This is a genomic window from Mycolicibacterium sp. XJ1819, assembly GCF_053483675.1.
This window is the reverse complement of record NZ_JBEFST010000004.1, coordinates 43,463-69,849: the sequence shown is the minus strand read 5'-3', so window position 1 is coordinate 69,849 and position 26,387 is coordinate 43,463. Positions and strand designations below refer to the sequence as shown.

At 65.6% G+C, this 26,387-nt stretch carries 23 protein-coding genes; 14 read left to right on the top strand and 9 right to left on the bottom strand.

The annotated features are described in order from the left end of the window. The first annotated feature begins 1 nt into the window (after nucleotide 1). The 8 genes from ABQE89_RS05560 (at nucleotide 2) to ABQE89_RS05525 (ending at nucleotide 7,642) form a co-directional block, all read left to right on the top strand. Nucleotides 2-1,471 (top strand): MCE family protein, encoded by a 1,470-nt coding sequence (locus tag ABQE89_RS05560; protein ID WP_448414949.1) that lies wholly within the window; start codon nucleotides 2-4, stop codon nucleotides 1,469-1,471. A 213-nt stretch (nucleotides 1,472-1,684) separates the two neighbouring features. Beyond that, entirely contained in the window at nucleotides 1,685-2,581 is an 897-nt protein-coding gene (locus ABQE89_RS05555; RefSeq protein ID WP_448415272.1) for a haloalkane dehalogenase, read from the top strand. Nucleotides 2,582-2,923: 342 nt separating this feature from the next. Beyond that, on the top strand, nucleotides 2,924-3,214 hold the full coding sequence (gene rpsF, locus ABQE89_RS05550) for a 30S ribosomal protein S6 (RefSeq protein WP_448414947.1): 291 nt from the start codon (nucleotides 2,924-2,926) through the stop codon (nucleotides 3,212-3,214). Between the two features lie 128 nt (nucleotides 3,215-3,342). Next, nucleotides 3,343-3,849 (top strand): single-stranded DNA-binding protein, encoded by a 507-nt coding sequence (locus ABQE89_RS05545; RefSeq protein WP_448414945.1) that lies wholly within the window; start codon nucleotides 3,343-3,345, stop codon nucleotides 3,847-3,849. A gap of 37 nt (nucleotides 3,850-3,886) precedes the next feature. After that, nucleotides 3,887-4,141 carry a 30S ribosomal protein S18 gene (gene rpsR, locus ABQE89_RS05540; RefSeq protein WP_448414944.1) on the top strand — a complete coding sequence of 85 codons (255 nt, stop codon included), beginning with the start codon at nucleotides 3,887-3,889 and terminating at the stop codon, nucleotides 4,139-4,141. 13 nt (nucleotides 4,142-4,154) lie between these two features. Then, the gene (rplI, locus tag ABQE89_RS05535) at nucleotides 4,155-4,613 is read left to right on the top strand and encodes a 50S ribosomal protein L9 (RefSeq protein ID WP_448414942.1); all 459 of its coding nucleotides are present in this window, start codon (nucleotides 4,155-4,157) and stop codon (nucleotides 4,611-4,613) included. Between the two features lie 481 nt (nucleotides 4,614-5,094). Further along, the gene (dnaB, locus tag ABQE89_RS05530) at nucleotides 5,095-6,900 is read left to right on the top strand and encodes a replicative DNA helicase (protein WP_448414940.1); all 1,806 of its coding nucleotides are present in this window, start codon (nucleotides 5,095-5,097) and stop codon (nucleotides 6,898-6,900) included. Between the two features lie 94 nt (nucleotides 6,901-6,994). Next, nucleotides 6,995-7,642: a maleylpyruvate isomerase family mycothiol-dependent enzyme gene (locus ABQE89_RS05525; protein WP_448414938.1), complete on the top strand. Its 648-nt coding sequence runs from the start codon at nucleotides 6,995-6,997 to the stop codon at nucleotides 7,640-7,642. Between the two features lie 77 nt (nucleotides 7,643-7,719). Here the strand turns inward: ABQE89_RS05525 and ABQE89_RS05520 are convergent, their stop codons facing one another. After that, nucleotides 7,720-8,391: a TetR/AcrR family transcriptional regulator gene (locus ABQE89_RS05520; RefSeq protein ID WP_448414936.1), complete on the bottom strand. Its 672-nt coding sequence runs from the start codon at nucleotides 8,389-8,391 to the stop codon at nucleotides 7,720-7,722. 179 nt (nucleotides 8,392-8,570) lie between these two features. Here ABQE89_RS05520 and ABQE89_RS05515 point away from each other — a divergent pair, with 179 nt between their 5' ends. Beyond that, nucleotides 8,571-9,332, top strand: a complete 762-nt coding sequence (locus ABQE89_RS05515; protein WP_448414934.1) for a hypothetical protein — start codon at nucleotides 8,571-8,573, stop codon at nucleotides 9,330-9,332. Between the two features lie 28 nt (nucleotides 9,333-9,360). Here ABQE89_RS05515 and ABQE89_RS05510 read toward each other — a convergent pair whose 3' ends face one another. The 3 genes from ABQE89_RS05510 to ABQE89_RS05500 all read right to left on the bottom strand — a co-directional run bounded on the left by ABQE89_RS05510 (nucleotide 9,361) and on the right by ABQE89_RS05500 (nucleotide 13,400). Next, nucleotides 9,361-9,816 (bottom strand): hypothetical protein, encoded by a 456-nt coding sequence (locus tag ABQE89_RS05510; protein ID WP_448414932.1) that lies wholly within the window; start codon nucleotides 9,814-9,816, stop codon nucleotides 9,361-9,363. Between the two features lie 67 nt (nucleotides 9,817-9,883). Beyond that, nucleotides 9,884-11,899: an alkyl/aryl-sulfatase gene (locus ABQE89_RS05505; protein ID WP_448414930.1), complete on the bottom strand. Its 2,016-nt coding sequence runs from the start codon at nucleotides 11,897-11,899 to the stop codon at nucleotides 9,884-9,886. Nucleotides 11,900-12,140: 241 nt separating this feature from the next. Further along, nucleotides 12,141-13,400 (bottom strand): L-lactate MFS transporter, encoded by a 1,260-nt coding sequence (locus ABQE89_RS05500; protein ID WP_448414928.1) that lies wholly within the window; start codon nucleotides 13,398-13,400, stop codon nucleotides 12,141-12,143. Between the two features lie 237 nt (nucleotides 13,401-13,637). Here ABQE89_RS05500 and ABQE89_RS05495 point away from each other — a divergent pair, with 237 nt between their 5' ends. Then, complete coding sequence (locus ABQE89_RS05495; protein ID WP_448415270.1) at nucleotides 13,638-14,681, top strand: coiled-coil domain-containing protein; 1,044 nt, start codon at nucleotides 13,638-13,640, stop codon at nucleotides 14,679-14,681. A gap of 9 nt (nucleotides 14,682-14,690) precedes the next feature. On the opposite strand, the gene ABQE89_RS05490 is transcribed toward ABQE89_RS05495, so the two are convergent. From ABQE89_RS05490 to ABQE89_RS05480, 3 genes are all read right to left on the bottom strand, one after another. Next, entirely contained in the window at nucleotides 14,691-15,458 is a 768-nt protein-coding gene (locus tag ABQE89_RS05490) for a DUF1906 domain-containing protein (RefSeq protein ID WP_448414926.1), read from the bottom strand. A 79-nt stretch (nucleotides 15,459-15,537) separates the two neighbouring features. Continuing rightward, the gene (locus ABQE89_RS05485; RefSeq protein WP_448414925.1) at nucleotides 15,538-17,673 is read right to left on the bottom strand and encodes a DNA gyrase subunit A; all 2,136 of its coding nucleotides are present in this window, start codon (nucleotides 17,671-17,673) and stop codon (nucleotides 15,538-15,540) included. Between the two features lie 9 nt (nucleotides 17,674-17,682). Then, nucleotides 17,683-19,716, bottom strand: a complete 2,034-nt coding sequence (locus ABQE89_RS05480) for a toprim domain-containing protein (protein WP_448414923.1) — start codon at nucleotides 19,714-19,716, stop codon at nucleotides 17,683-17,685. 188 nt (nucleotides 19,717-19,904) lie between these two features. Between ABQE89_RS05480 and ABQE89_RS05475 the strand changes: the two genes are divergently transcribed. From ABQE89_RS05475 to ABQE89_RS05465, 3 genes are read left to right on the top strand one after another with little or no spacing between them, the layout of a single operon-like run. Then, nucleotides 19,905-21,287: a flavin-containing monooxygenase gene (locus ABQE89_RS05475; RefSeq protein WP_448414921.1), complete on the top strand. Its 1,383-nt coding sequence runs from the start codon at nucleotides 19,905-19,907 to the stop codon at nucleotides 21,285-21,287. Then, entirely contained in the window at nucleotides 21,277-21,906 is a 630-nt protein-coding gene (locus tag ABQE89_RS05470) for a TetR/AcrR family transcriptional regulator (protein ID WP_448414919.1), read from the top strand. Before ABQE89_RS05475 ends, ABQE89_RS05470 begins: the two co-directional genes overlap by 11 nt. Before the next feature lie 5 nt (nucleotides 21,907-21,911). Further along, the gene (locus ABQE89_RS05465; protein WP_448414917.1) at nucleotides 21,912-22,844 is read left to right on the top strand and encodes an alpha/beta hydrolase; all 933 of its coding nucleotides are present in this window, start codon (nucleotides 21,912-21,914) and stop codon (nucleotides 22,842-22,844) included. 6 nt (nucleotides 22,845-22,850) lie between these two features. Here ABQE89_RS05465 and ABQE89_RS05460 read toward each other — a convergent pair whose 3' ends face one another. Continuing rightward, entirely contained in the window at nucleotides 22,851-23,957 is a 1,107-nt protein-coding gene (locus tag ABQE89_RS05460) for a ferritin-like domain-containing protein (protein WP_448414915.1), read from the bottom strand. Nucleotides 23,958-24,125: 168 nt separating this feature from the next. On the opposite strand from ABQE89_RS05460, the gene ABQE89_RS05455 reads away from it, so the two are divergent. Then, nucleotides 24,126-25,514, top strand: coding sequence for an oxygenase MpaB family protein (locus ABQE89_RS05455; RefSeq protein ID WP_448414913.1), 1,389 nt, complete (start codon nucleotides 24,126-24,128; stop codon nucleotides 25,512-25,514). On the opposite strand, the gene ABQE89_RS05450 is transcribed toward ABQE89_RS05455, so the two are convergent. After that, a complete protein-coding gene (locus ABQE89_RS05450; protein WP_448415268.1) occupies nucleotides 25,511-26,386 on the bottom strand; it encodes a winged helix-turn-helix transcriptional regulator in 876 nt (291 codons plus the stop codon). The genes ABQE89_RS05455 and ABQE89_RS05450 overlap by 4 nt on opposite strands. Nucleotide 26,387 lies beyond the last annotated feature (1 nt).

Below are 26,387 nucleotides of genomic sequence, written 5' to 3'. Positions count from 1 at the left end.
CATGAATCTCAGCAAACGGGTTCGGATCCAACTGGCTTTCTTCATGGTGATCACCGTGTCGGCCTGCGGGGTGATGACCTTCATGTACCTCAGGCTGCCGAGCACGTTGTTCGGCATCGGGCGGTATCACGTCACGTTGAACCTGCCGACGGCAGCCGGGCTGTACACGAATAGCAACGTCACGTACCGCGGCACCGAAGTGGGCCGAGTTGAAGCCGTGCGATTGAACGCCGCCGGGGTTGACGCAGTTATGTCGCTGCGGTCTGACATGAAGATTCCTGCCGATCTCGATGCCATCGTGCACAGCCAAACCGCAGCAGGGGAACAATTCGTGGACCTTGTGCCGCGCGGCGGTGGCGGACCCCATCTGAGGAACGGCGACGTGATCCCGCTCGACCGGGCGTCGGTGCCACCCGACATCAACACGCTGCTCCGTGCGGCGAATACGGGGCTGCAAGCAATTCCCCACGGCAACCTGAAGACGGTTATCGACGAGTCGTTCACCGCTGTCGGGGGCCTAGGCGCAGAGCTGTCGCGGATCGTGAGATTCAGCACCGCCCTGGCGAGCGATGCCCGCAACAATCTAGACGCGCTGACGGCTGTGATCGATCACTCCAAACCAATTCTCGATAGTCAGATTGACACGTCGGATTCGATTCAAGTGTGGGCGTCGAACATGGCGAACATCACCGAACAACTGGAGGCACAAGATAATTCGATCAGTATCCTCCTTGACGAGGGCCCGCCTGCACTTGACGAAGCTCGACAGCTCTTTGACCGCCTGCGACCGAGCCTGCCGATTCTCTTGACCAATCTCGTCAGCATCACCGATGTGGCGCTGGTCTATCAGCCGCACCTCGAGCAGCTCTTGGTGTTGTTACCAGCCGGAATCGAAGCGCTACAGGGTGCGGGGCTGGCCAACCGTGACACGAAGCAGGATTACAGAGGGTTATATCTATCGTTCAACTTGAATCTCAACCTTCCACCACCATGCACGACCGGATACCTGCCGGCCCGACAGATGCGGCCGCCCAGCGAGGTCGACTACCCGGATCGCCCCGCCGGCTATCTCTATTGCCGGGTCCCTCAGGACTCGATGTTCAACGTACGCGGTGCGCGGAACCTGCCCTGCGCAGAACGGCCCGGCAAACGCGCTCCGACCGTCGAGATGTGCGAGAGCAACGAGGAATACGTGCCGCTCAATGATGGCTTCAACTGGAAAGGTGATCCGAACGCAACGTTGTCGGGACAACCTGTGCCGCAACCCAGAGCAGGCGACCCGCCGCTGTCTAGCATTCCGGCTCAGGTGCCCACGGCACTTGCACCGCCGATCGCGATCGCAGAGTACGACGCGAATACAGGTACCTACGCTGGGCCTGATGGAAAGTACTACACGCAATCCAACCTCGCTCGGACCGGCGGCGGACCGGTGACTTGGCAAGACCTGCTGCTTCCACAGAAGAGCCGATGAGGGCGGTCGTGAGGGCGCATCGAATGACGACCGGGAAGCGCGGAATTGCCAGAGCTAATGCGCCTGGGAGCCAAGGCGTATCTGTGTGGGCGGCATGTCGCGTGCCCGCGTCGTCGCCCACAAGGCATTCCCCGCGCGGCTGTTGCGAGTCGCGCGGGAGACCGCGGACCTGGTGGTAGATGCCACGCCGGTCGAACCCTAGTTGGAATGGAGATGAACGCTGTGCCGGGAACGAAACCTTATGCAGAACTGCGGGTTTGTGATGTCAGGGACAAACGAATGGCCTACATCGACGAGGGCGAAGGCGATGCGATCGTGTTTCAGCACGGTAATCCGACGTCATCGTATTTGTGGCGCAACGTGTTACCGCATCTCGAGGGTTTGGGCCGGCTGGTCGCGTGCGACCTGATCGGGATGGGCGGCTCGGACAAGCTGACGCCGTCCGGCCCTGGCCGTTATCACTACACCGAGCACCGGGACTACCTGTTCGCCCTGTGGGAAGCGCTCGAACTCGGTGACCACGTGGTGTTGGTGCTACACGACTGGGGCTCGGTGCTTGGCTTTGACTGGGCCAATCAACACCGCGACCGGGTGCAAGGCATCGCGCACATGGAATCCATGGTGACGCCGTTGACGTGGGCGGACTGGACCGACCCGATCAAGTCGGTGTTTCAGGGTTTCCGTTCACCCGAGGGCGAGCGAATGGTTCTGGAGCAAAACATGTTCGTGGAAGCCTTGCTTCCGCGGGGAGTCCAGCGCACCCTCCGCGAAGAGGAGATGGCTCACTACCGCGAGCCGTTCCGCAATCGCGGCGAGGACCGGCGGCCCACATTGTCATGGCCGCGCAACGTTCCGATCGACGGGGAACCCGCGGACGTCGTGGCGATCGTGACCGAATACGCCAACTGGCTGTCTGAAAGCGATGTGCCCAAGCTGTTCCTGAACGCCGAACCTGGCGCCATCGTGCGCGGTCGTGTCCGCGAGTTCATCCGGAGCTGGCCGAATCAGACCGAAGTCACCGTCGTCGGCGGGCACTACCTTCAGGAGGACAGTCCCGACGAGATCGGAGCGGCGATCGCCGATTTCGTTCGCGGCCTGCGCGGCCAATAGCGCCGACGCTGCCCGCTTGACCCTTCGGCGATGGCTCGCCGATCATGAGGCAGGCAGACCCTGGCTTCGCCCGGCCTTCGCGCTGCCTACGACGAGGCGAGGGACAAGAGCAGCCGGCTGCACGGCCACGTGCTGAAACCCGTGTTGCTGTGCCTGTCATCCGGCCGTCGGCCCACTACAAAAGAATCATCGACGTCATACACCAAATCCGTGGACCTGCCTCAGCACGATTTCGCAGTTCAGCGCACTTTCCTGTAGCCTGGGCCGGTTGCCGACGCAGGTAACCCTCCTGCCACGGATCGTCCGTGGCCGTACCAGACCGTAGGAGGTGGTGTGGTTCTCATGCGTCCATACGAAATCATGGTCATCCTCGACCCCACTCTCGACGAGCGCACGGTGGCTCCGTCGCTGGAGGCCTTCCTCAACGTCGTCCGCAAGGACGGCGGCACCGTGGACAAGGTCGACATCTGGGGCCGGCGCCGGCTGGCCTACGAGATCGCCAAGCACGCCGAGGGCATCTACGCCATCGTCGACGTGAAGGCCGAGCCCAACACGGTCACCGAGCTGGACCGTCAGCTCAACCTCAACGAGTCCGTGCTGCGGACCAAGGTGATGCGGACCGACAAGCACTAGTCGTCGAAGCCAAGCACTAGTCGTCGAAGCGCTGCGTTACGTCGGAGAGCCTGCGTAGGCTCGCCGCAACAGGCAGCCGGCGATGAGCGCCTGCGCGAAGAGCCAACAAAACCGCCGAGGAGGAACTCGTGGCTGGTGACACCATCATCACTGTCGTCGGAAATCTGACCGCCGACCCGGAACTGCGGTTCACGCCGTCCGGGGCGGCCGTCGCCAACTTCACCGTCGCGTCGACGCCGCGCATCTATGACCGGCAGAGCGGCGAGTGGAAGGACGGCGAGGCGCTGTTCCTGCGCTGCAACATCTGGCGCGAGGCGGCCGAGAACGTCGCCGAGAGCCTCACCCGGGGTGCCCGGGTGGTCGTGCAGGGCCGGCTCAAGCAGCGTTCGTTCGAGACCCGTGAGGGCGAGAAGCGCACCGTGGTGGAGCTCGAGGTCGACGAGATCGGCCCGTCGCTGCGCTACGCGACCGCGAAGGTGAACAAGGTCAGCCGCAGTGGCGGCGGTGGCGGCGGTTTCGGCAGCAGTGGGACGCCGCGCAACGCCGGCGGCGCCGAGACCAAGACCGACGACCCGTGGGGCAGCGCCCCCGCGACGGGTTCGTTCAGCGGCGGCGACGACGAGCCCCCGTTCTGACACTTACTGATCAGCGATTCCAGAAAGAGAAAGACACATGGCCAAGGCCAACAAGAGACGTCCGGCGCCCGAGAAGCCGGTCAAGACCCGCAAGTGCGTGTTCTGCGCCAAGAAGGGTCAGGTCATCGATTACAAGGACACCGCGCTGCTGCGCACCTACATCAGCGAGCGCGGCAAGATCCGCGCCCGCCGCGTGACCGGCAACTGCGTGCAGCACCAACGCGACATCGCCGTTGCGGTCAAGAACGCGCGCGAGGTGGCGCTGCTGCCGTTCGGTTCGTCGACGCGATAGGACGGAACGCGAAATGAAACTGATTCTGACCGCCGAGGTCGAGCACCTCGGCACCTCCGGCGACATCGTCGAGGTCAAGGACGGCTACGGCCGCAACTATCTGCTGCCCCGCGGGCTGGCCGTGGTGGCCTCGCGCGGCGCCGAACGGCAGGCCGAAGAGATCCGCCGGGCCCGCGAGCTCAAGAGCGTCAAGAGTCTCGAGCACGCCGGCGAGCTCAAGACGGCCATCGAGACCCTGGGCGAGATCGAGCTGCCCGTGAAGGCCGCGGCCGACACCGGCAAGCTGTTCGGTTCGGTGACGCCCAACGACGTCGTCGCGGCGATCAAGAAGGCCGGCGGGCCGAATCTGGACAAGCGCACGGTCCAGCTGCCCAAGTCTCACGTGAAGTCACTCGGCAGCCACCCGATCACGGTGCGGCTGCACCCCGAGGTGACCGCCGAGTTGTCGCTGAACGTCGTCGCCGAACAGTAACGCCATCGTCAATTCGACCGGGTGAAGACATGATCGATCTTCACCCGGTCGTTGCTGTGTGCGTCGGCGAACTTTGCCCGGTGATCTTGTGACAGCGAAGCTCACTAGCTGTTAACCTCTATGGCCCCCGGCCGTAACGCAACACGCCCGAGACGGCAACCCGGGCCGACACGCCGAGGCAATTCCCATCCACAGCATCACCACCGGCTTATGGTGCGGCTATCTGCATGAATGTGTCGGACGAAGTCGTTCATACACAGGTTCTCCCCAACGACTCAACATGGCTGTCCAGAGATATCCACACTCCATCCACAGGTCCATGAACAGGGGTGGCTTGATTCCCTCTCAGCAACGCCTAGCGTATGTCGTCGGCAGGCCACGGCGGCGGTCAGCGGCGATCGCTGTCGGAGACGTGACCTACAGTCGCGGTAGTCAACATCGAACTTGCGTTCGATAACTTTGGGGAGGGGTGAGGCGCTCCGTGGCTGTAGTCGACGACCTCGGCCATTCGGGCACCGACGTCCCGGCGGCAAGCGAGGAGTTCGGCAGGCAACCGCCGCAAGACATGGCCGCCGAACAAGCGGTGCTCGGCGGGATGCTGTTGAGCAAGGACGCCATCGCCGACGTCCTGGAGCGGCTGCGCCCGGGTGACTTCTACCGACCCGCCCATCAGAACGTTTACGACGCGATCCTGGATCTGTACGGCCGCGGTGAACCGGCCGATGCGGTGACGGTCGCCGCGGAGCTGGATCGGCGGGGGCTGCTGCGTCGCATCGGCGGGGCGCCCTATCTGCACACGCTGATCTCGACGGTGCCGACGGCGGCCAACGCGGGTTACTACGCGGGCATCGTGGCGGAGAAGGCGCTGCTGCGCCGGTTGGTGGAGGCCGGCACGCGGGTGGTGCAGTACGGCTACGCGGGCGCCGAGGGATCCGACGTCGCCGAGATCGTGGACCGCGCCCAGGCCGAGATCTACGACGTCACCGACCACCGGATGTCGGAAGACTTCGTGCCGCTCGAAGACCTGCTGCAGCCGACGATGGACGAGATCGACGCGATCGCCTCGCAGGGCGGGTTGGCGCGCGGGGTGCCGACGGGGTTCCTCGAACTCGACGAGGTGACCAACGGCCTGCATCCGGGGCAGATGATCATCATCGCGGCCAGGCCGGGTGTGGGGAAGGCACTGGCGCTGGACACGCCACTGCCGACGCCGACGGGCTGGACGACGATGGGCGACGTCGCGGTCGGTGACGAGCTGCTCGGGGCGGACGGGGAGCCGACGCGGGTGGTGGCGGCGACCGAGGTGATGTTCGGCCGGCCTTGCTATGAGGTCGAATTCTCCGACGGCACAGTGATCGTCGCGGATGCTGACCATCAGTGGCCCACCGCCAGGGGCGTGCGGGTGACCACCGCGCTGCGGCCCGGAGCGGACGCGATCAGCGCTGCGCGGGTCCCGGTGCCCGCGATGGCGGGCGGCCCTAGCTCGTCGGCGTGGAGTATCGAGGCGGTGCGGCGCGTCGACAGCGTGCCGGTGCGCTGTGTCGAGGTCGCCAACGCCGACCATCTGTACCTGGCCGGTCCGGGGATGGTGCCGACCCACAACTCCACGCTGGGTTTGGATTTCATGCGGTCGTGCTCGATCAAGCATCAGATGCCGAGCGTGATCTTCTCGCTGGAGATGAGTAAGTCCGAGATCGTCATGCGGCTGCTGTCGGCGGAGGCGAAGATCAAGCTGGCCGATATGCGCTCGGGCCGGATGAGCGACGACGACTGGACGCGGCTGGCGCGGCGGATGAGCGAAATCAGTGAAGCGCCTTTGTATATCGACGATTCGCCGAACCTGACCATGATGGAGATCCGGGCCAAGGCACGCCGGTTGTCGCAGAAGGCCGGGCTGAGGCTGATCGTCATCGACTACATGCAGCTGATGACATCGGGCAAGAAGTACGAATCCCGGCAGCAAGAAGTGTCGGACTTCTCCCGAAACATCAAGTTGCTCGCCAAGGAACTCGAGGTTCCCGTGGTGGCGATCAGCCAGCTCAACCGCGGCCCAGAGCAAAGGACAGATAAGAAGCCTCAGCTCTCTGACCTGCGTGAAAGCGGATCTTTGGAGCAAGATAGCGACGTTGTGATTCTGTTGAACAGGCCCGATGCGTTCGAGCGGGACGACCCGCGGGGCGGCGAGGCCGACCTGATCCTCGCCAAGCATCGCAACGGTCCGACCAGAACGATTACCGTCGCGCACCAACTACATTTGTCGCGGTTCGCCAACATGGCGAAGGCGTGACACGGCCTCGTCGGCCGATCTCAACGTCGACTTCCGGCGGCGAAGGGTGCGTTTTCCGGACCAGTCAGGCCAGACGTCAGGAAGAGTTGGTCCCGTGGACGGTCTCGAGATGGCCACCGCAGAGCGGACAGACCTGGCCGATCTGCTGGCGACTCTGACGCCCGAGCAGTGGGAGGCGCAGTCACTGTGTGAGCGTTGGCGGGTGCGCGACGTGGTTGCTCACGTGATGAGCTTCGACGGGGTCAGTCTGCTCGGCATGTTTGGCCGGCTCATCCGCGGCCGGATCGTTGATGCCAATCAGGTGTGGGTCGACGAACTCGCATCGCTCAGTATCGAACAACTCCTCGACCGGCTGCAGGCTCGGCTGCGGCCGCAGGGGCTGGCCGCGATCTTCGGGGGCCGGCTCGCGCTACTCGACGTCACCATCCATCATCAAGACATCCGCCGCCCGCTCGGTCTGCCGCGCCAGATCCCGGCCGAACGCCTGCGTTGTGTGCTGGGTGACAGCCTGCGCACCCCTGAGCTGCCGGCGTGGCACCTCGCCCGCGGCCTACGCCTGACGACGACCGACCTGGACTGGACTCACGGCAGCGGACCAGAGCTGACCGGACCGGCGGAAGCCGTGCTGATGGCGGTCTCCGGTCGGCACAGTGCCATCGGGGAGCTGGCCGGCCCCGGGCAGCGGGTGCTGGCCCGGCGGCTCGCCCGCAGGCACGGTCGCGCGCGGCTTCGTCCGCGGTAGAGAAACCGGAGTGCACCGCTAGTGGGTGGCGGCTTGTGCAAGTCCAATTGGCTTACCAGTCACTGCACTTCGCCGGATCAGCGTTTGCGGGGACTCTTTGGGCCTCGCTTGACGGTACCGGTCTTGTTGACGTTCAGGTGGTCGATCAGCAGCTGTGCCATCGCGTGACGTTGGGGTTCGGTCGGTAGGGGAACGTCGCTGACCATCTGGCCGACCATGAGCCCCAGGGGTGCTGACCATAGAAGGTCGGTGATTGCGGCGGCGTCGGGCGAAGGCGTGCCGATGAGCGCAGCGATGCGTTCGAGTCCTGGCTGGAGGCGGACGAGTTGTTCCATGCCGAGTCTTGACCGCAGTGATCTCGTGGCGATCAGCACTTCCATCGCGGTGAGGCTGGCGGGGTTGAGGAAGACCCGCCAGGCGGCATCGGCGAGTGCGCGCATGCGGTCCTCGGGATCCTCGACGCCTTGAACCTTGTCGGCGAGATCGTTGACCGAGGTGACCAGGGCGGTGATCGCGTAGTCGATGACAGCGGTGAGTAGGCCGTCCCGGTCGCCGAAGTGGTATTGAACGACACCGGTGCTGACCCCGGCTCGTTCGATGATGTGGCGGGTGCTGGCCGCGGAGAAACCTTCTTCGCGGATGCATTTGATGGTTTCTTCGATGACCAGTTCGCGCGTTCGGTCGGCGCGTTCCTGCCTTCTGTGCAGGTTGCGTCGTGGCGTGGAACCGGCTGATCGTTTCGCTGTCATCGGTTCACAGCTTCGGCAATGCGTGCTTCATGCAGTGGTACCTCATCGGTACTGGGGTACTCGTACCCGCCTTTTCAGCCTCGAAAAACTATCGACCGTTATAACATCACACCCGTTATAAAGTTAAGGCTCGGGGGTGCGGCGCGCATCCGCGGCTCTCGATGCGGAGGCCATCGGTCATGACAGAGACGATCAGACACGACGGTGCGGGCGAGGCTCCCGCACGACGAAAGTTCTCCTCACTGCAGAAGTCGCTCTTTGGAGTGCTTGCCTTCTTCTTCGCGATCCACCCGGTGTTCTGGTACCTCGAAACCCGTGCGGGCGTCCCTCAGCCCATCGCCTCGACGATCATGGTGATCGTCGTGGTCGGCTGCTTCGTGGCGGCGCTTGTGCTGCCCTGGCTGCGAGTCGGCGACCGCCGGGATTGGACGCGCGCCGACCGTCTGGGTGCGATGGTGATCGTGTGGGTGTTCATCGCACTCATCCCGCGCTTCATCTGGGAACTTCCGTGGCTGCTGTTCTTCGACCAGATCGTCGAGGGCGTCGAGAACGGGGCGTTGTGGACCTACATGTGGGCGCCCATCCTTCTCGGCGGTGATGCGCGCTACCTGACCGGCGACCCCCTGATCGTCTGCATGGAATGGATCGCGCTGTTCGTCGGGATTTTCGAGGCCTACGCCCTGTTCCAGTTCTTCCGCAATGGCAGGCGTTTCACCAGCAACCAATTGTCGTTGATCATGGCCGGCATGATCGTCGAGGTGACCTTGCCTGCCGTCTACTTCGGCACCGAGATCGCGAACAATCTGGAGAGCATGTCCTCGCCGGTCGAGATGTGGGTGAAGTTCGTCCTCATCAATGTCCTCTGGTGCACGATGCCGCTCCTCACCTATTTCTGGGGAGTGCGCAGACTCGTCAGCAACAACCTGCACGTGCGGTTCTGAGGGCCCTGCGCCTTGTTCGTCTTCGTCGTCAGCTCGCGTGCCGGTCGCGATTCAGGTGCTGAAAAGCTCGGACAATCCCGCGGGCCGCGTAGTAACCGGCGAGGGCAGAGACCGCGATCATCACGATGAACATCGGCAGCCAGTTGGCACGCGCATGGTCGACATACCACCACACGATGGTGAACAGCGCCGCGCATACGAAGATGCCGATGTCGCGCCAATTGCCTTCATACGAGGCGGCCGCGCGGCGCAAGTTTCTGTTTCGTTCTGCTGCGGTGAGCAGATCGTCGACACGTTGACCGATGCTCTCCTGCAACCGGTCTCGTCGCTGGACTTCTTCTGCGGGTAACCGGTCCAGGAGGTCGAGATCCTTGGTGATCGCCGCGCGAGCGTCTGGGGGTTTCAGGGTGCCCGCCGCCAAACCGAACAATGCACCGCCGGCGATCGGGGCTGCGCCCAATGCGAGTTCACCTAAACCGGGCATGATGTAACTCCTTCGTTGCGCCGAAAAGCACTTCAGCAGCTTGGGATTGAATCCAGGCTGGCCGGTCTCAGGGGGTGACGATGTTGAACCAGAAGGGAAAGGTGTCGAGGAGACCCATGAATTCGTTGAAGGATTCGCGTTGGCCCTCGAAGGTGAGGTTGTTGGAGGAGACCGCTTCATCGATTGTGGTGCTGCCGAGCTGTATCTGATCCAGCGTGGGTTTGGTGAGCCGCAGACCTACGTCGGCGTTGGGAATGGGCCCGGGCCCGTAGTTCAGGACACCGTTTTCGACGGTGAGCCCGTATTGCTGTTGCAGGTCGGTGAAGTCGATGTTCATCGTGATGGTCTTGCCGGCGGCTTTGGGACCGTTGAGGCGCACCGCGAGGTAGTCGAACAGCATGTCCGGTGGCATGGCGCGGAGGGTGTCGGGGCTGGCGGTTTCGGTTCCTCCCGCGGTGGGGACGCCGTTGCGCAGTTCGTAGGCGCCTTGCAGGTAGATCGAACGCCACGGTCCGGACTCCGCCTGGTAGCCGAGCTGTTCGTAGCTGTCGGCGAGCAGGTTCTTGCCGTTCTGGCTGTCGGGGTTGGCGAACACCACCTGCTTGAGCACCGTGGCCGTCCATCGGTAATCACCGTTGTCGAAATCGCGCTGCGCCTTGTCCAGCACCGCGTCCTCACCACCCATGTATTCGACGTACCTCTTGGCCGCGTCCTGCGGGGACAGGTCGTTGAGGTCGGAGGGGTTGCCGTCATACCAGCCCATGTAGCGCTGATAGACCGCGCGCGAATTGTGCCGCAGCGAACCGTAATAGCCGCGATTGGGCCAGAACTGATCGAGTTCGGGCGGCAGTTCGATCGTCTCGGCGATCTCCGAACCGATGAAGCCCTGATTCATCAGCCGGACAGACTGATCGTGGGTGTACTTGTAGAGGTCGCGCTGCTTTTTCCAGTAGTCGATGATTCGTGGGTTGTCCCACATCGGCCAGTGGTGGCTCTGGAACTTCACTTCGGTGTTGGGTCCGTAGGTCCGGATGGTGTCGTCGAGAAACTTGGCCCAGATGAGAGGATCGCGCACCTGCGCCCCGCGCAACGTCAGGATGTTATGCATGGTGTTGGTGGTGTTCTCGGCCATCCACATCGCCTTGAACTGCGGGAAGAAGGTGTTCATCTCCGACGGGGCCTCGGTGCCCGGGGTCATCTGGAATTCCATCTCCACCCCGTCGACGGTGAACTTCTGACCCGTTGTGGTGACCACATCGGTGGGGATGATCAGGGTGGGCAGGCCGGTTGAGGTGGTCATTCCCAGGCCGCCGCTGACGCCGCCCTCGGCGTTGCGGGGGAGCAGGGCTCCGTACATGAATACGGCGCGCCGTCCCATGGCGTTGCCCGCGATGACGTTCTCGCTGACGGCGCGTTCGACGAAACCGGCCGGCGCGAAGATCCGCACCCTGCCGGAGTCGACGTCCTCCTGCGAGACGACGCCGCGTACACCGCCGTAGTGGTCGACATGGGAGTGGCTGTGCACCACCGCCACGATCGGCTTGGGCCCCAGGTTCTCGGAGACGAAGTCGTAGGCCGCTTTGGCCGTCTCCGGTGAGATCAGTGGGTCGAACACGATCCATCCGGTGTCGCCCTGGATGAACGTCATGTTCGACAAGTCGTAGCCACGCACTTGATAAATGCGCGGTATCACCTCGTAGAGTCCGTATTGCATGTTGAGTTGAGCGTTGCGCCACAAGCTCGGGTTGACGGTGTCCGGTGCGGGTTTGTCCGCCGCGATGTACTGCTTGTAGGCCTCCAGATCCCAGACGACATTCCCGTCGGCATTCTTGATCGTGAGGGTGTCCGGTCGGGCGATCAGTCCTCGGCTGGTGTCATCGAAGTCGGTCCGATCGTTGAACGGAAGCGCGTCCTGGACCGCCCTGTTGGCAGCCTTGGTCGCATCGGTGGCACCTTTGGTGTTCGAGTCAGTGGTCAGCCCGCCATTCGCGGTGTTCGAGGAGTCACTCGCATCGCTGCACGCACTGAGCAACGACGGTGCCGCCACCGTCCCCGCGCCGGCAACGGCAAGCCGGCCAAGCACCAGCCGGCGAGACAATAATTTCGATGTCGAAGTGGACGTGTCGGCTTCTAAGGGAATCTGATTCGGCGCAGACATACGCCCGACATTACTGTGATGCGCATCACATCCAATACCCTTGCGCCGGCCGCGTCGTGAAAATTGCTGTTGCAGTGGCGAATTCGTCGCAAACATCGCAGTGCGGGGCAGCGTCGATTTCTCGCCACTACGTGTCAGCAGGTGCCAGTGGTGCTGGTGATGATCACTAATGGCGCGGTGGCTTCGCGACGGCCGTCAGCACAGTCGCCGCAAGCGCGACTACCCCGACCACGGTGAAGCCGATGACGTAGTTCTGGTGCACCCCGACGAGGGCGCTGATGACCAACGGGCCGACGACACCGCCGATGGACCATCCCACGAGCATCAGACCGTAGATGGCTCCGGCGTGCGAGACTCCGAAGAACTTGCCCGCCGTCGACGGCATCGTGCCGAACGCGCCGCCGTAGCAGAGCACGATCACCGGCGCCAGGATGCCGAACAGCAGCGGCGCCGTCGCGTACGGCAGCAGCAACAGGCAGATACCCTCGATGCTGAGAAGGCATGTCAGAGCGGGCTTCTTGCCGATGACGTCGGAGATCCATGCCCACAAGATGCGACCGCCGCCGTTGAACAGTCCCATCACGCCCACCAGTGCGGCCGCGCCGACCGCCGAGAATCCGGCGACATCGGTCGCTGCCGCCGCCGCTACCGAGATCAGCGAAATGCCGGCCAGGACGGCAAGGCACAGGATGCCCGTCAACATGTACCACTGCGGGGTCCGCAGCGCTTCGCCGACGGTGTAATCGTCCTCGTCGACCTCCGTATTCTCCGCGGCCGCCGGCATGCCCGCCGGACGATATCCCGGCGGCGGATTGGCGAATACGCTTCCGCCGATGAGGACCGCGACCAGGTAGGCGATTCCGAGATACAGGAACGCCTTGGTGGGTATGGCGCTGTCGGTGGCCTCGATGAGGGCCAGCCCGGCCGGGCTGGTGATCACTGCCCCGAAGCCGAATCCGCCGACGGCGATGCCGGTGATCAGACCCGGACGATCGGGAAACCACTTCTGCAGCATCGCAATCGGAACGATGTATGCCATGCCCAGGCCGAACCCGCCCAGGACGCCGTATCCCAGGGTCAGCAGCCACAGTGAGTCCTTGTCGGCGAAGGAAGCGAGGATGACGCCCACGGAATAGATCGCGCCGCCCAACATCGCCACGATGCGCGGGCCGCGTGCGTCCTGGATGCGACCGCCGATGAACGAACCGATGAAGATCATGCCGATCGCGGCCTCGAACGGTATGGCGGCCGCGGCGGTGCTCCAGCCGAATGCGTCCGGACTGGTCATCGCGTTCGAGAAAGTGCTCCAGGCGTACACGCCGCCGAGTGCCAACTGCAGCAGCACCGCGCCGATGAGGATGACCCAGCGTTTGCTCACTGACACCGCCGTGCTGTCGTCGGCCGTTTGGGCCTCGTGATCAGTCACACGGACCTCCCCGCACCCGGGCTCGATCCGGAGGGGCAACAGAGCCTCGGAAGCCGCCACAGACACTTTTCCTCAGTGCGATACCCGACCAGAAACGCACCAAACTGACCGCACGAGACCCCGGCCGGCCGCGACTTGTGAGGGACGAGTAGACATGGTCAAGACCAATTCGTAACCTGTCCGGGGTTGTGGAAGTAGGCCGCTCGGCCATTGCAGCGAAGGATCGTGGAAATCTCGATGACCGGGGTGCGTCAATCACTTCGGCGAGCGGCGTGCGGTGCGGCGGCGGCCGTCCTGGTGCTGGCTCTTTCGATCGGCCTTTCACTGGTGCATGCGACCGCCGATCCGGCGGCTGACGCGCTGTCCAAGCTCGACGAGTTGTCCAACCAGGCGTTGCAGACGCGCGAGGCCGTCACGGCCGCCCAACGTGACGTCGACGAACGAGCCGCCGCCCAGAGGGCGGCCGAGGACCGCCACCGCACCGACCTCGAGGCCCTCGCCGCGGCGAACGCCCAGCTTGCGCCCTATCAAGCGGCGGCGGACCGGATCGCGGCGATGACCTACATGGGTGGCCGCGACGGTGAGATGGCGACGGTACTCACCGCGGCCTCACCGCAACAATTGATCGACCGGATGTCCGTGCAGCGGGTGGTCAGCGCCACGACGGCCGAGCAGATGAAGAACTTCAGGGCCGCCAAGCACCGCGCGGCCGCCGCAGCCCAGGCCTCTGAGAAGTCGGCCGCCGATGCTCGCGCCGCGACCGAGCAGGCCGCCGGACTACGCGCGGAGCTGCAGGCCAAGTGGAAGGAACTGCTGCGTCAGATCGCCGCCGCCGAGGCGCAGTACGTCGCGCTGTCTCCGCAGCAGCAGGCCGTCGTCGAAAACGCGGTGGCACAGACGTCGCTGGCCGCCGCGCAGATCGACATCCCGGAGGCGCTGCCGGTCGGCGTCGCCAAGGAGGCCGGCCTCCAGCGCAACACCATCGTGGCCGCTCGGGCCATCAGTGCGCGGTTCCCCCAGATCTCGACCATCGACGGGGTGCGGCCGGACTCCAAGCCGTGGCATCCTCGCGGCCTGGCGATCGACATCATGATCCCCAACCACAACAGCCCCGAGGGCATCGCACTGGGCAACGAGATCCTCGCCTTCGCGATGGCCAACGCGGCCCGGTTCCGGTTACAGGATGTGATCTGGCGCGGCACCTACTACACGCCATCCGGGCCGGCGGGTTCCGGTTACGGCCACTTCGACCACGTGCACATCACCACGCTGCCGCACTGACCCCGCCGGTCAGGGATGAAAGTTCCACTGCCCGCAATCCTGGGCCAGCACGTCGTTGACGTCGACGCGGATGCCACCGACCACCGGTCCCGGATTCGAGGCGGTGTCGATGATCCGCTGGTAGAGGACTGCACCCGGAAAAAGCTGACCGTTGGACCACGACCGGGTCTGCCACGCCCAGACGCGGCCGGGCGTGCGGGATCTGCCGATGACACCGTCGGCGGCAGCCCACTGGCACGCCCTGATGCCGCCGTAGATCCCGGTGCGTTGCACACCGATCACCGAGTTGATGCCGCGTAGCCAGGGCAGTACCAGGTTGTTCCAGGCCTGGCGGTCGACGTCGTCGTCGACGCTGAAGAAGATCGGTGCGCTCCTGCCGCCTCCTGCGGCGGTGTGCAGGTGCCATCCGGTGCGCGCGTCGGCGACGCCGCCGGCGTACCCGCGGGTGAAGTCCGACGGCGCCGTCCCGCCCGGCTTGCCGTACTGATAGTTGCTCACGATCACCAAACCGGCCGCGGCCAGCGACCGGGCGTAGGGCAGCGTGATCGGTTTGGCGCCGAACGATGAGCCGGGCCGTGAGGTGGACACGTAGTTGATCACACCGGCATGGCCGGCGGCCCGGATGTCGTGCGCCGGGATCTGGCGCATGGCGTAGTCGATCAGCGTGGGCGCGGCGGCCTCCGCCTCAGGTGCCCGCTTACCGGCTGCCGCACCGAGGCCGGCCAGTACGGACACCGCGGCGGCGCAGCGCAGCGCATCACGCCGGGATACCTGCACCGCGCGAAGCTACCAACGTGACGGTCGGGAAAGGCGCGCCGACGCGCGGTGGTGGTCAGTTCGCGATCATTTCGTTGCACTACCCGGCCGGAGTGACGTTCGAGCCCGACCCCTTGGTCGAGGCCTTCGCGCGCTTCTCGGCCGGCACCCGCCGCTTGCCCCGCATGAATCCGCTCGGGGAGATCGTCGCCGACAGCAGCGCTTGCTCGCCCCTGACGAACGGGTGGAATCCGACGCCTGCGCCCCCGCGGCCCTTGACCGGGATATCCGGCACTTCCGTGACCTTCCAGCCCTTTTCGGAGACCGACAGGATGGCCTCGTCGTTACCGCAGGACAGCGGTAGCGCGGCGATCACCTCGTCGGCGGGATCGCCCGCCGCCAGCTTGACTCCGGCCACGCCGTTGCCGGCGACGCCCTGCGGGTTCACCGCCGCCGGGTCGAGGCGCAGGATCTTGCCCCGGCGGGTCACCAGCGCCAGATGGAAACCCTCGGGGAGTACGCCCGAGCGCAGCAGCCCGGTGATGTCGGGCGCGACCGGGATGTCGCGCGTCTTGTATGGCAGGCCCGCACCGGTGGTGAATTTCACCCGGCCGTCGGTCCACACCGCCCACCCCAGACCTGAGGTGAGCAACTCCCCGTGGCTGTCGGAGAACACGCCCCGGTCGTCGAGTCGCCAGGATGTGTTGACCTTGCGTTCTCGGGGCCCGTCGTCGGCGGCGCCGGAGGTGACGGGCGTGGCCTCGAAGTCCAGCACGGTGCGGCGATCGAACTCGGGGCCCTTGAACAGCTTCGCGGTCTCCACCAACTCCTTGTCGATCACCGCCCGGCGCGAATCCGGATTCGACACCAGCTCAGTGAGTTCGGCGAACTCCTGGTCCAGTTTCTCGGCCTCGGCCCGCAGCTCGATGACGTCGAGTTTGGTCAGCCTGCGTAGCTGCAGCGCCAGCACGTAGTCGGCTTGTACGGCATCGATCTTGAACCGGTCCTGCAGCCCCTGGCGCGCCTCGTCAACGGTCTCGGAGCTCCGAATGATCGCGACGGCAGTATCAATGTCGAGGTGGATGGTCATCAGGCCGGCTACCAGGTGGCGGCGGGCGGTGACCTTTTCCAGGCGGTACTCGCTGCGGTGCAGTACCACCGAGTCACGCAGCGACAGGAACGCTTTGATCAGCTCGCGCACCGACCACCAGCGCGGCACCCGGTTCTCGTCGAGGGCGACGAGGCTGGCGGCGAACGTCGATTCCAGCGGCGTCAGCGCCAACAGCTGCTCGCGGATCTTCTCCGCGTCGTGGCCGCGTTTGGCGGTGACGACGATTCGCAGCCCGTTGCGGCGGTCGGTCAGATCCGACATGTCGGCGACGCCGGCAAGCTCACCCGACTCGACCAGGGTCCGAATGCGGTCCTGCACAGTGTTGCTCGCGACACCGGGCGGAAGCTCGGTGATGATGCAGTTCTTGCCGTCGACGGTCACGGTGCCGCGCACGGTGAACTGACCGCGGCCGGTGGTGATGTACTCGCGTAGGCCCGCCTGGCCGACCACCGTCGCACCGCAGCCCCAGTCCGGACCGGGGACGAGCTTGACCAGGCGGTCGTCGGTCATGTTCGGGGTCTTCAGCAGCGCCCGGCAGGCCGCCATGATCTCGCGCGGATTGTGGGCCGGTACCTTGGTGGCCCACCCTTCGGCGATCCCGACCGCGCCGTTGCACAGCAGCACCGGCCATTGGGCGGGCAGCACCGTGGGTTCGGTCCATTCGCCGTCGAAGGTCGCCACCATGGGCACCGCGTGGCTGTCGAGTTCGGCGGTCAATGCGGCGCCGGGTGCGGACAACCGCATCTCGGTGTACCGGTCGGCGGCCGGAAGGTCACCCTGGATTCGCGGGAAAGCTCCTTGGCCGTCAATGACTTTCACGCGCTGGAAATCGGCGGCCATCAGTGCCGCCGCCCCGTACATCGACGCTCCGCCGTGTGGGTGCAGGTTGCCGGTGACGGCCGAGCAGACCTTCGACGACTTCTGGGGTTTGTTGCCGGGCAGCAGTTTCGAGTCGTGCATCTGGTAGAGCAGGCGGCGCTGACCCGGCTTGAGGCCGTCGTACGCCGACGGGATGGCGCGGTCACTGACGCTGTAGAGCGCAAAGGTCAGCTGGTAGCGGTTCCAGTAGTCGTCGGCGCTCTGCTCGAGGACCAGGTCGGGGTTCTGCTCGATTACGGCGGTCACGTCGTACTCCTACGTCAAATCCAGCGAGGCGGTGTCGACGCGGGCCGCGATCTCGGCCATCCACGTCCGCCTGCCCTCGGGAGGTCCGCCGAACAACGTGTGGTGCAACTTCGCCTCACCATCATCGGGGTGGACCCGAATCACCGTGCGCCGCTGCGGATCGAGCACGGTGTTCCAGAAGTCGTCGGCGTCCATCTCACCGAGGCCCTTGTTGCGCTGCACCTCGACCTTGCGATTCGAGGCGGCCTTCATCTTGGCCACCGCCGCGTCGCGTTCGGACTCGTCCTGGCAGTAGATGCGCTGGGTGCCGTCCTTGACGACGAACAGCGGCGGCAGCGTCACGTACACCATCCCGGCCTCGACCAGCGGGCGGTAGAAGTCGAGGAACATCGAGATCAGGCTGGAGTTGATGTTGCCGCCGTCGGGGTCGGCGTCAGAGGCGAACAGGATGCGGTCGTAGCGGCACAGTTCGGGGTCGCAGGCGTCCCGCACGCCGCAACCGAGGATGCGTTCGATTGCATCGAACTCCTCTTTGGCCCGCGCCTTGCTCAACGCGAACCCGTACACGTTGGGCGGTTTGCCCTTCAGCGGATACGCGGCCTGGAAGGTGGCGTCGCGGGCGGCCTTGATGGTGCCGAGCGCCGAATCGCCCTCACACAAGAACAACTCGGCCCCCGACCCGCGGCCGGTCTCCCGGCTGGGCAGCAGCTTGGGTGGCAGCGACAGGTTCGTGCCCAGCCCCTTGGCCTTCGAGGCAGCGCGCGACCGCGCCTTGGCCCCTTCGGCGCTGCGCCGTGCCCGGGCGGACTCCAGCGCCAGCTTGGTCCACAGCGACACCGCGTCGCCGTTGGCGGGGTTGGCCGCCCAGATCGTGACGCTGCGTGCCACATCGGCGGCCATCGCCACGTTCAGCGACCGCGACGACACCGCGGTCTTGGCTTGTGAATCCCACGCCACATCGGGCGCGCGGGTGTCGACCGCCAGCGCGGTGACCGCGGCGAAGTCCTGCGGTTCCGGGCCTTCCTCACCCTTGGCCAGACCCAGGTCGCGGATCCGCGACGCCCGGTCGGCCAGGGCCTCGGACACCCCCTTCATGGCGGCGTTCAGGTGCGATCCGCCGCCGGGGGTGCGCACCGTGTTGCAGAAGGCGGCGACCGTCGCCGGTTCGGCCGGACCCGCGGTCAGCGACCAACGGAACGGCGTCGGACCCCGACCGGTGGTGTACTCGCCGTGGCCCTCCACCGCGGCGCGGATGTCTGGTGCGGGCGCGCCGTCGGCCGTGCACATCAGGTCCAGCAGGGTGTCTGTGCCCCACGGGCCGTCGAACGGTTCGAGCAGCGCCGGAGGAATCTCCTCCCCGGGCCAGCCTTCGTCCTTGACGACCAGATGCACACCGGGCGACATCCGGGCCGCGGCGTGCGCGCGCAGCAGCACCTCGCCGATGTCCACGGTGGAATCCGGTACGACGTCCGGGTCGAACAGGATTCGCACCGTGGTGCCGTGCAGATTCGGTTTACGGTTGGCCCTGCCGCGCAGCTTCTGGGTGTCGGAGCGGGTGAACGGGGCGTCGGGGTCGAACTCCTTGCCGTCGAACGTCCCGGGGTAGCCGCGGCCGAAGCTCTGCAGATAGGTCTTGCCGCCGCGGTGCACCGTGACGTCGGTGCGTGCGGAAATGAAAACCGCTGCCGCGGCGCCGATTCCGTTCAGGCCGGCACCGGTGCTGGCCGCATCGGTGTGTGCGGAGAACTTTCCGCCGGCCCGTGCGGTGCCCAGCGTCTTGACGATGCCGTTCTTCCCGTTCACCGGGTCGGAGTCCACGGGCAGGCCGCGGCCGTCGTCGGCGACGCTGACCGATCCGTCGGGGTGCAGGGTGATCGTCACGCATGTGCCGCCGTGGCGGGGCTCGGCGACCTCTTCGATGGCGTTGTCGATGATCTCACGCAGCGCGGTGTTGAGCACATCGAGCCCCAGGTTCACCGCCGGCCGCAGACGGGTGTGCTGAACATCGTCGAGCTCGGTGATGTCGGCGGCGGTGTAGCTCACTGCTGGTCCTTCGAGAGATCGATATGAGATTGGGGCCGAAGGAATCCTAGACGCCGCGACCGACAACGTCGCTGGACGCGCCGCCGCCTTGATCGAGCCGATGCACAGCCATCGGAACACAATTTTTGACACTTGTCAGAAATTGGGTACCGTGGCCGGTGACGGACTTCACAGAACGGTAGGCGGACATGGTTTCATCACCCCCGACATCACCCTCGGTTGCGATCATCGGCGCGGGCATCAGCGGCCTGACCACGGGCAAGAACCTCGCCGACGCCGGAGTCCAGTACGACTGCTTCGAGTCTTCGGACCGGATCGGCGGCAACTGGGCGTTCCGCAACCCCAACGGCCACTCCAGCGCCTACCGGTCACTGCACATCGACACCTCGCGGCACTGCCTGTCGTTCCGCGACTTCCCGATGCGCGACGACCTTCCCGACTTTCCGCACCACACCCAGATCAAGGAGTACCTCGACGACTACGCCGACGCATTCGGCCTCCTGGACCGGATCCAGTTCCGCAACGGCGTCAAGCACGCCCGGCGCCTGCCCCGCGGCGGTTGGGAACTCGACACCGAGGACGGACAGACCCGACGCTACGACGCCCTGGTCGTCGCCAACGGGCACCACTGGGATCCGCGCACACCCGAGTTCCCCGGTGAGTTCACCGGCGAGAGCATCCACGCCCACGCCTACATCGACCCCACCGAACCACTGGATCTGCGCGGCAAACGCATCGTCGTCGTGGGGATCGGCAACTCGGCGGCCGACCTCGTCTCCGAGCTCTCCCAGAAGTCTTGGCGCAACACCGTTTACCTGTCCACGCGCTCCGGTGCATGGGTGGTGCCGAAATATATCTTCGGGATGACGGCCGACAAGGTCGCACGTTCGCTTCCGGTGATCCCGCTGTCATGGCAGCGTCGGGCGATGCAACCGTTCGCCCGGGTGATGTTCGGTGACCCGCAGAAGTACGGTCTGCCCAAACCCAACCACAGGTTCCTCGAGGCACACCCCACCCAGTCCGCCGAACTGCTCATGCGTCTGGGCTCCGGCGACGCGATCGCGAAGCCGAACATCGAACGCCTCGACGGACGTTCGGTGACGTTCGTCGACGGTTCGACCGTGGAAGCCGACGTGATCATCTACGCGACGGGATACAACATCACGTTCCCGTTCTTCGACCGCAGCTTCATCGACGCACCGGACAACCGGCTGCCGCTCTACAAGCGGATCCTCAAACCGGGCATCGACGACCTGCTGTTCATCGGATTCGCCCAGGCGGTGCCCACGTTGTTCCCGTTCGTGGAGTGCCAGGCCCGGTTTGCCGCAGCGTATCTCGCCGGCACCTACCGCCCGCCGTCGGAAGCCCAGATGCGGCGGGTCATCGCCGCCGACGAACGCACCTACGTCGGCCACTTCGTGGACAAGCCGCGACACACCCAGCAAGTCGACTACTGGCATTACGAACGCAACATGCGCAAGCGTGAGTTGCCGGCCGGACGTCGGCGGGTGGAGAAGTTCGGACCGGTGCGGTTGGCCGGCCGGGCCCGCGAGGTGGTCGGTGTCGCCTGAGTCGACCCAGACCTCACGACGCAACACCCGCCGGCCCCAACCGCGCGGCGACCAAAGCAGGTCGCGGCTGCTCGAGGCGTTCGAGCAGCTACTGCAGACCCAGTCGCTGGCCGAGATCAGCGTCGCCGAGGTGGCGCGGGCGGCGGGGCTGAAGCGCCCGGCGTTCTACTTCTATTTCGCCGGCAAGCACGAGGTCGTCACCGAACTGCTGACCCGGATCTTCCACGACGACGTCTTCACCATCGAGGGCGCACTGGCCGGTGGCGGTGACCCGCGAACCACCGTCACCGACGCGATGACGCGGACCTTCGAGTCGTGGCATGCCCACCGGACCCTGTTCCGCGCGATGCTCGACGCCCGCGACACCGACCCCGAGGCACGGGCGATCTGGGACCAGTGGCTGCAACGCTACGAGCAACTCGTCAGTGACTTCATCACCAGCCAGCCCACCATCGACATTCCCGACGCCGGTGCCGTGGCCCACACGCTGATCTCGATGAACGAACGGGTCCTCGACCGCCACGTCCGTTCCGACGACGGTCCCGAGGCTGCTCGCCCGCTGCTCGCGGCGGTCATCCATGTATGGCACACAGCGCTATTCGGAGAAACTGCACCATGACATCGATGGCATCCAACCGACTTCAGATCCCCGTCGGCGGCGACATCATCGCCGCGAGACGCTTCGTCGCGACGACGGACGCATTGACCGGTCCAGGTGGGCGTCCCTGCGTGGTCATGGCGCACGGCCTGGGCGCGACCCAGGACAGCGGGCTGTTCGATTTCGCCGAGGCACTGGCGGGCGCCGGAGCTGACGTGGTGACCTTCGACTACAGACACTTCGCCGAATCCAGCGGCCAACCAAGGCAATTGGTCTCACTGACCGGGCAGGTCGCCGACTACCATGCGGTGATCGACTACGCACGCCGGCTCGAGGGTGTGGATTCGGCGCGGATCGTGGCCTGGGGAGTATCCCTGTCCGGCGGACACGTCATCCGGGTCGCCGCCGAGGACCCGGACCTGGCCGGGGTCATCTCGCTGACACCCGCGACCGACGGTCTGGCCGTGGTGGCCGACATGCTTCGCACGCTCGGACCCCGCTACGTGATGCGGATGATGGCGTACGGTGCACGCGACGTGGTGGCGAAGTTGCTCGGCCGTCCGCCCGTGCTCGTTCCGGTGGTGGCTCCGCCCGGCGAGGTGGCAGGCCTGAGCGCAGCCGGCGCCGTGGAGGGAATGGTCGGTATCGCCGGGCCCACCTGGCGCAACGAGTTCGCCGCCCGACTGGTGCTGGACATGGCCGGACACCGACCCATCACGAGGGCAACGCGGGTCACCTGCCCGGCCCTCGTGCAGATCGGCGATCTGGACCGGATCGCACCTCCCGCGCCGGCCACGTCGGCGGCGACGCGAATGCGGGCGACGGTGCATCACTACCCGTGCGACCACTTCGACGTCTATCCCGGCGCCGGCTGGCATGAGCGGGTGGTCAACGGCCAGATCGCCTTCCTACAGCGCATTCTGGCGCCGAGCCGAGCCCGGCGCGACTCGGTCGCCTAGTTGTACCTAGTCAGCGCTCGCGCCGGCGGCGATCACCTGATCGACCTCGGCGGCCCGGATCGCCATCTCGGCGTGCGCCTTGTCCAGCGCCTCGGCCTGATCCTCGTCGGCCTTCATCAGGGTCTCGATGTCGAAGCTGCCCATCTCTAGAACACCCATGTCCCGGAACGCCCTCTGGACCTTGTCGCCCCACAGCCCGATGTCCTTGACGATCGGCACGATGCGGCTGAACAGATGCGCGCGGAACTGGTTCAGCATCGGTGCCGTCTCCACCCACTCTGTACATGCCTTGACGTCGAGGCCGAGGGTCTCGAAGACCTCGTCGCCGCGAAGGCGGTCCCGCATCAGGTAGCAGGCCTCGACGACGAACTCCTCCCGCTCGTCACGCTCGGCGTCGGTCAGCGCAGAGTAGTAGTCCTTCAACGAGATTCGGCCGAACGCGACGTGTCGGGCTTCGTCCTGCATGACGTACGCCAGCAACTGCTTGGCCGTCGAGTCCGGCTGCGCCAGGTCCCGCTGCACACCGAAGGCGGCCAGCGCCAACCCTTCGATCAGCACCTGCATGCCGAGATACGGCATATCCCACCGGGAATCGCGCAGCGTGTCCTCCAGCAGGGCCGTCAAGTTCTTGTTGATCGGGTAGACCAGGCCCACCTTCTCGTGCAGGAATCGCGAGAACGCCTCGACGTGTCGGGCCTCGTCCATCGTCTGGGTGGCCGCGTAGAACTTGGCGTCCACATCCGGGACCACCTCGACGATCTTGGCCGCGCAGATCATCGCGCCCTGTTCGCCGTGCAGGAACTGCGAGAACTGCCAGGCCTGCGAGTGCTGGCGCATCTCGGCTCGACGTGTCTCGTCGGCCGCCTCCCACATCGGGCTGCCGAACAGTGGATGGAATTCGTCGGGCAAGCCGATCGGATTCATCGGATCCACGTCCTTGGCCCAGTCGATGCGGGACTGGGCGTCCCACTGCTTGTCCTTTCCCTTCTGATACAGGGAGAGCAGTCGGGCGCGGCCATCCTGGTACTCCCAGTTGAAGCGCGCGTCGCCCGCGCTGGGAACCTCCCACGAGCAGGGTGTGGGTGCGTCGGTGTACATATTCTTGTCGGCCATGGTGCTGCGCCCCTCTGTCCGGGTCGGACCGAGTAGTCCTATGACGAAGATCACAATGCTCGCAGTCGCTGACGACGCCGTCAAGGACGGCGGGCGTTCACATTCGGTGGCCCGGGAGCTAACGTCGAAGGCAGTGCCTCGATACCTCCGAGAGTGGGTTGTTGCTGGATGACGGTGACCAAAGAGCGTCCAAAGATTCGGCTCGACGACGTCGACTTCAATCGGCGAGATCACCCCGACCGACCGTTGCGGCCCACCCCGCCGGGCCGCGATCACTTCGCCGGCCAGTGGCGGCACATGCGCGAGTTCATGTTCGGCGGGTGGATCGACATCGACAAAGAGGTCGAACCCAACGAGCTCACGCGTCTGCGCGATGACTATTTCTGGCAAGGCGACGAATACATGGTCGGCGTGGTCGACGCGTTCGAACGGGTCGGGCACGAGAAGGGGCGCGCGCTGTTCGAGCAGGCGTTGACCCGCGGGATCGCCACGCTTGACGATCCGCCCCGAGAGTTCGTCGAGTTCTTCGAACATCTGGATCAGTTGCCCGGCCAGTTCGATCTGGAAGCCGCCGAGCGGGGCAGGATGCTGGCGATGTCGAGCACCATGGCCGCCACCATGATCATCCGCGGGTGGGCGTTCTACGAGACCGCGATGACCGGCGACATCTCCGCCGCCACCGGCGCCACCGGTCGGTTCGCCGACGACGGCCCGCGCCGGTTCATCGAAACCGCCCGCGTCTTCGCCGAGTTCACGCTGCCCGACATCTTCGATCGCCAGTCGGAGGCCTTCCAGGATGTGGTGCGGGTGCGGTTGATGCACGCGCTGGCCACTCGTGGGTTGCGCCGAAAGTGGGGCGATGAGGTGTATCTCAAGTTCGGCGAGCCCATTCCGGTCACGTCGCTGCTGGGGTTCGGCAGCGGGATGTTGCTCAGCCGGCTCGTCGACCATGCGTTCGGTCGCAGGCTGACCCGCGAGCAGCTCGAGGATCTCGCGGAGTACTCGTCGTTCTCGGGCCGCTTGTGGGGCGCGCCCGAACGGCTGCACTCCAAAGACGGTCTGGAGTTGATCAAGTCGTTGAACTACGTCCTGGCCCGCGGCGGCAACCCGTCCCCGTGGCGGGCTCGACTCGTCGACGCCATCGCCGGACCCGCGCACCTGATGACCCTGACCGAAACCCTTCCCGGCTGGGCCAGGAAGTTGGTGGCCCGGCACGCCAACCAGCTCACCGCGAGCGTCGCGCTGGTCCCGGCGGGCGTGGTGTTCGGCTACCAGCAGATCGAGGCGATGGTTGCGGGCAGCCTCTTCGAGCCGCTGGGCTACAACTTCGAGCGCCGGGTACGGATCTTCGAGAACCTCACCAGGATCAACGTCGGTATCGCGAGGGTGGCCGACCGTCTGCCGTGGTCCAATCCGATCCGCGAGCACCGCAAGAGAACCGGTGCGGCCGCCCGCGAGCGGATCGCCATGCTGGACAAGATCGCCGCGGGACGGCAGATTCCGCTGAACTTCACCAGCCACGACCGCTCGACGTCGGGCGAAGGTTTCACCGGCTAGGCGACGACCTCGATCGCGCTGCCCGCCAACGCCTTTTCGCACTGATCGCAGGCCAGCTCGGGGACGAACGGGTGCGCACATGCGGTGTGGGTGAAGACCAGGGCAGGACCGTCGGGTGAACCACGGTAGCTCTCGGCCCATCCGATCGCGGTCGCGACGACGGGAAAGAACGCCGAACCCTTTGGCGTGAGGTGGTATTCGGACCAGTCCGCGCGCCCGGGATGGGCCGCCGCCTGCAGGACCCCGATCTCACAGAACACCCGCAATCGGTCAGTCACCACCGCGGCGGGCGCCGACAGCCGACTCTGGAAGTCGCTGAACCGGCGGGTCCCGAGAAATGCGGCGCCGACGACGGCCGAGGCCCACCGGTTGCCGAAGATCGCCATGGTTTCGGGGAACAGGCCCGCGTCGGCCGGTGCGTCGGCGCGCACGCGGCGGCGTGTGACGGCGCGCGGGACCGAGCGCTGCCAGCCGCCGCTGGGACCCCACGAGGCGTCGATGTCGGCGGACTCCACCGGTTGCCGGCAGTGACCGCACCGAAGGATCGGCGAGAAGTTCTGACCGCATCCGTGGTGGCGCATGGCCGGCAACGACTGGGTGTGGTCGTCGACCCAGGTCCGTTCCCAATGCCATATCGACACCAGCACCGGCCACAGCGCCCGGCAGGGCTCCGTGGGGTGGTAGTCGGCACGCGGTGGCTGGACCTGGTAGACGCGGCGTTCCAACAGGCCGTCGTCGACCATCGACCGCAGCCGGTTGCTGAGCACGGCATTGGAGATGGGCAGCGCCGTGAAGTCGGTGAAACGGCGTGCACCCAATAGAGATTCGCGTACCAGCAACAGTGTCCACTCGTCGCCGAGCAACGCGAGCATC